Source organism: Parasphingorhabdus sp. (assembly GCF_036964675.1).
In the GTDB taxonomy this organism is placed as follows: Bacteria; Pseudomonadota; Alphaproteobacteria; order Sphingomonadales; family Sphingomonadaceae; genus Parasphingorhabdus.
This window is the reverse complement of sequence record NZ_JBALTF010000059.1, coordinates 1-4,796: the sequence shown is the minus strand read 5'-3', so window position 1 is coordinate 4,796 and position 4,796 is coordinate 1. Positions and strand designations below refer to the sequence as shown.

Genomic DNA, 4,796 nt, shown 5'->3' with positions numbered 1-4,796 from the left:
AAGCTTAGGAAGGCAGCGACTTCGCTATCGCTCGGGATGCCGCTGGCATTGGTTGTAGGCGCGTTCACGCCAACGCCTCGCGGGTCAAATCCGCCGCCCTTGAAGCCCTGCGAAAAGCTTGCATAGATATTATGGTCGGGCGTCGGCTTGTAGCTCAGCGAAACACGCGGTGTAAATTTCTTGAACTTGGCGCCTCCCTGGAAATCGGTGCCGGGTGCGCCAAACGGAATGCCCGCGCCGCCAAATGTCGGCGATCCGCCGCCGAGGTAATTTTGCCGCAAGATGCTGGCTGTCCGCTCGTCCCAGGTATAGCGGCCGCCGAGCGAGAGACTGAACTGCTCGGTGAAGTCATAGGTGAAATCCGCAAAAACCGCATAGGTTTCGGTATCGACATCGGCTTCGGTAAAGGCGGTGAGGCCGGCGAATGTCGTGAACAGGCGGACATCGAACAATGTATCTGCCTTGGCATCCAGATAGTAGAAGCCAACCAGGCCGTTGAGCTTGTCGCCTTCATACAGCAGCTGGAATTCCTGGCTGATCTGTTCGTTGCGATAGATGCCCGGTACGTCGAGATCGACCGCTGGCAGTGCGTCAAAATCAATCGGCGTGGCCGTGTCGTCCTTGCGCCAGGCACTGATCGACCGGAAGGTGACGGTATCGCTGAGATTGGCCGAGATATTCATCGACAGGCCATAAGCTTCAATATTCTGGACCGGATCGTTGAGGCCGCCGCGTGTATCAAACACATTGGCAAGCACCGGCGCGCCGGAAACAGCGCCCGGGATCAGACGATGGCCGCCGCGTGGATTGCTTTCGTCCTTGGTATAGTCGCCGGAAATCCGGATCAGGACGGGCTCGCCATAGCCGCCTATTTCAAGCGAGCCGCGGCCGGCCCACAAGTCCTTGTTATAATTTTCAAGACCATTGGTCAGATTGTCGCCGAAGCCACCACGGGAAAGCCGCGCGCCCGATGCGCCGATCCGGACAATGTCGGAAATCGGCATGCTGGCGGTGACGACCGCTTCAGCCTGATCATAAGTTCCATAGGTCACCCGCGCCTTGAACGAAGGATCCTGCGGCAGCTGCTTGGTCACATATTTGACCGCGCCGCCGATCGTGTTGCGACCATAAAGCGTGCCCTGTGGACCGCGCAACACTTCGATCCGTTCGACATCATAGATATCGAGAACCGCTGCTTGTGGACGGTTGAGATAGACATCATCGAGATAGATGCCGACGCCCTGCTCAAAACCCGAAACCGGATCCTGTTGGCCAATGCCGCGAATGAAGGCGGAGAGGGTCGAGTTGGTACCGCGAGAGGATTCCAGCGTCGTATTGGGCGTCGTCAATCCAATATCGGTAATATCGGCTGCGCCCTGCTGTTCCAGTTTTTCCGCCGAATAAGAGGTGATCGCGATCGGAACATCAATCAGCCGCTCTTCGCGGCGGCGGGCGGTGACGACGATAAAGCCATCCTCCGAGCCCTGATTGGCCGACTCGCTGGTCTGGGCATTGACGGTGGCTGGAGCGATTAATCCGCCCGCAAGACCAGTGATGATCGCTGCATAGCTAACGGTGTGCTGAAATTTCATGAGAGCCTCTCCCTAGAATTAATGCCTGGCATTCCCAGGTCGTGAAGGGCTCTATATTGAAACATGAATCGAATTTCAACTTAGAAATTTGCATATCCGGTTAAATGCGGTTAGCCGTGACATTATGGCCACTGAATATACCGAACATACTGAGTCCAAAGACAAACAGCCGCGCACCGCGCGCGGGCTGCGGACCAAGCGCAAATTGCTCGACGCGGCGGCGCTGGAATTTGGCGAGAAGGGCTTTCACGAAGCCTCGATCACCGGGATTACCCAGCGGGCTGGCACCGCGCTCGGCAGTTTCTACACCTATTTCGATTCCAAGGACGAGCTGTTCAGCGCGCTGGTCAAGGACATGAGCGCGCGGGTGAAGAGCCATGCCGCAGGCGCGATGACCGAATGGCAGGATGCGCTGGAACGGGAAAAACTCGCGCTCGAGGCGTTCATGACCTTCGCTCGCGAGCATAAGGAAATCTACCGGATCATCGACGAAGCCGAATTTGTCGATCCGGAAAGCTATCGCTCCCATTATGAAGAAACGGCGGCGCGGATTCACGAACGCCTCCAGGAAGGCAGTGCTGGCGGGGATTTCCGCGGGGAACTCGAGGAAGCCCATGCCTGGGCGATCATGGGCATGAATGTCTTTCTGGGCATGCGCTACGGCATCTGGTCGGAAGAAAAATCCGCGGTCGAGATTGCCGAGATTGCGAACGGTATTTTGGCCCGGGGAATCGCGGCGGGCAAGCGCTAGCCATAATCTATGTTTCTCAATTCCGATCCGCTATTGGGAACATCGGAAGTAACCGACCGGATTCGCACCAGTGACGGAGGAACAATGTCCAAATTGTCGGGAGAGCAGGCGCCTGCGCTCACTATTCCGGATCGCATGAACGCAATATGGTGACCAATCCGCCGCAAGATCAGATGAACGCGCTGATCGCTCTCTATCAGGCAGGGCAATTTGCCGCCGTTGCCGAGCGGGCGCAGGCGCTGGCCGAGAGTGTTCCGTCTTCGTTCATTCTGTGGAATATCTTCGGTGCCGCCAATATGGCGCTCGGCCGGACGCACGAGGCAGAGCAGGGATTTTCCCGGGCGATAAAGCTCAATCCGGATTATCCCGATGCCTATGTTAATATGGGCAATATGCTGCAGAAACAGGGCAAGCTCGATCAGGCGATTGCCGCCTATCAGCGCGCGCTTGCGATTAAATCGGATCATCCAGACGCCTGTTATAATATGGGCAATGCACAAGCGGAACGCGGCAAGCTCGACGAGGCCATCGCGTCCTATCGCCGCGCATTGGCGCTCAGGCCCGACTATGCCGAGGCGCAATTCAGCATCGGCAATGCGCTGCAGAAACAGGGTCGGCTCGATGCGGCGATCGCTGCCTATCAGCGCGCACTCGCGATCAAGTCGGATTATGGCGAGGCGTATAATAATATTGGCAATGTACTGCAGAAACAGGGCAGGCTTGATGAGGCGATTGCTGCCTTTCAGCGCGCGCTTGCGCTCAAGCCGGATCATGCTGATGCCCATAATAATATCGGCAATGCGTTGCAGGATCAGGGCAAGCCCGACGCGGCGATTTCCGCCTATCTGCGTGCGCTCGCCCGCAATCCCGGTCATGCAGATGCCCATTATAATATGGGCAATGCGCTGCAGAAGCAGGACCGGCCTGACGAGGCGATCGCCGCCTACCAACAGGCGGTCGCGCTCAATCCCGATCATAATATAGCCGAGGCAAGGTTGATTCTGCAGCGCCAGCATATCTGCGATTGGCGCCATATCGATCAGCTCGGCGGCGTCTGCGCGCGATTGGGCCTCACCGCGCAAGCGATAAACCCATTCATGATGCTGTCCGCAGAGGATGATGCTGCGCGGCAAATGGCGCGGTCGCAAAATTGGGCTGTGGCGGAATATAAACAGGCACCGATACCGCTTGCTGGCAAACCGGATGTTCGTCCCGAACGGCTGCGGATCGGTTATTTCAGTGCAGATTTCCATGATCACGCCACGCTCTGTCTGATGGCGGGCCTGCTGCGCGAACATGATGCCGCGCGGTTTGAGCTTTTTGCCTATAGCTATGGTGGCAGCAACAGCGGTGAATGGCGCCGGCGCGCCGAGGGCGATGTCGATCATTTCTGCGATGTCACGGCATTGTCGGATGCTGCTCTTGTCGATCTGGCGCGTTCCCACGGTCTTGATGTCGCCATCGACCTCAAGGGCTATACGCAACATACGCGGTCGGGCCTCTTCCAATATCGTCTTGCGCCGATCCAGATCAGCTATCTTGGCTATCCCGGCACGATGGCGACGACGTTCATCGACTATCTGATAGCCGATCCAACGATCATTCCAGCCGATCAACGGCGCTTCTACAGCGAGCGGCTGATCTATCTTCCGCACAGCTATCAACCGAATGATGATGCCCGCGAGATTGCCGCGACCAGCACCACCCGCGCGGATTTCGGTTTGCCCGAGCATGGCTTTATTTTCTGTTGTTTCAACAATAATTACAAAATCAGCCCGAAGGAATTCGACATCTGGATGCGGCTATTGCGGCAGGTCGATGACAGCGTGCTCTGGCTGTTGAGATCTAACAAATGGGCCGAGCGAAATCTGAAAAAAGAGGCCGAAGCCCGAGGGGTCGATCCGTCCCGTCTGGTCTTTGCCGACAGGATCCCGCATGCCGACCAGCTCGCCCGCCACCAGCATGCCGATCTGTTCCTCGACACGTTCAATTATAACGCTCACACCACCGCCAGTGATGCCCTCTGGGCAGGCCTGCCGGTGGTGACCAAACAGGGGCAACAGTTCGCCGCACGGGTTGCAGCCAGTTTGTTGAATGCCGTTGGACTGGCCGAACTGATCACGACGACGGAACCGGACTATGAAGCCCTGATCCTGGAACTCGCGACAAACCGCGACAGGCTCAAGCAGATCACGGACCGGCTCGCCAGCAATCGGCTGACCGAACCGTTGTTCGATACGAAGCGCTATACGCGCAATTTCGAGCGCGGCCTGCAGCAGGCCTATGACCTATATTTTGACGACAAAGAGCCGCACGATTTCGCCGTCAGCGAAAGCTAGCCGTTTGATCCCGATGCCTTGCGCAGGAAATGTCCGGCCGACATGCCGCGCAACAGCGCCAGCCGATAGGCACGAATGACCTGCGGATCGTGCCAGTCGCCGGTCGGCAGGTCT

Annotated in this window: 3 protein-coding genes; 2 read left to right on the top strand and 1 reads right to left on the bottom strand. The window is 57.4% G+C overall.

Annotated features, from left to right (window positions below; all coding sequences use genetic code 11):
* A partial coding sequence (locus V7665_RS10570) for a TonB-dependent receptor (RefSeq protein WP_335664503.1) occupies positions 1–1,592 on the bottom strand: 1,592 nt, incomplete at its 3' end.
* 124 nt (positions 1,593–1,716) lie between these two features.
* Here V7665_RS10570 and V7665_RS10565 point away from each other — a divergent pair.
* Entirely contained in the window at positions 1,717–2,343 is a 627-nt protein-coding gene (locus V7665_RS10565; RefSeq protein ID WP_335664502.1) for a TetR/AcrR family transcriptional regulator, read from the top strand.
* A 146-nt stretch (positions 2,344–2,489) separates the two neighbouring features.
* Complete coding sequence (locus V7665_RS10560) at positions 2,490–4,682, top strand: tetratricopeptide repeat protein (protein ID WP_335664501.1); 2,193 nt, start codon at positions 2,490–2,492, stop codon at positions 4,680–4,682.
* Positions 4,683–4,796 lie beyond the last annotated feature (114 nt).

Coding starts and splice junctions, on each gene's coding strand:
- V7665_RS10565 (WP_335664502.1), top strand. CDS start 1,717: ATGGCCACTGAATATACCGAACATACTGAGTCCAAAGACAAACAGCCG.
- V7665_RS10560 (WP_335664501.1), top strand. CDS start 2,490: ATGGTGACCAATCCGCCGCAAGATCAGATGAACGCGCTGATCGCTCTC.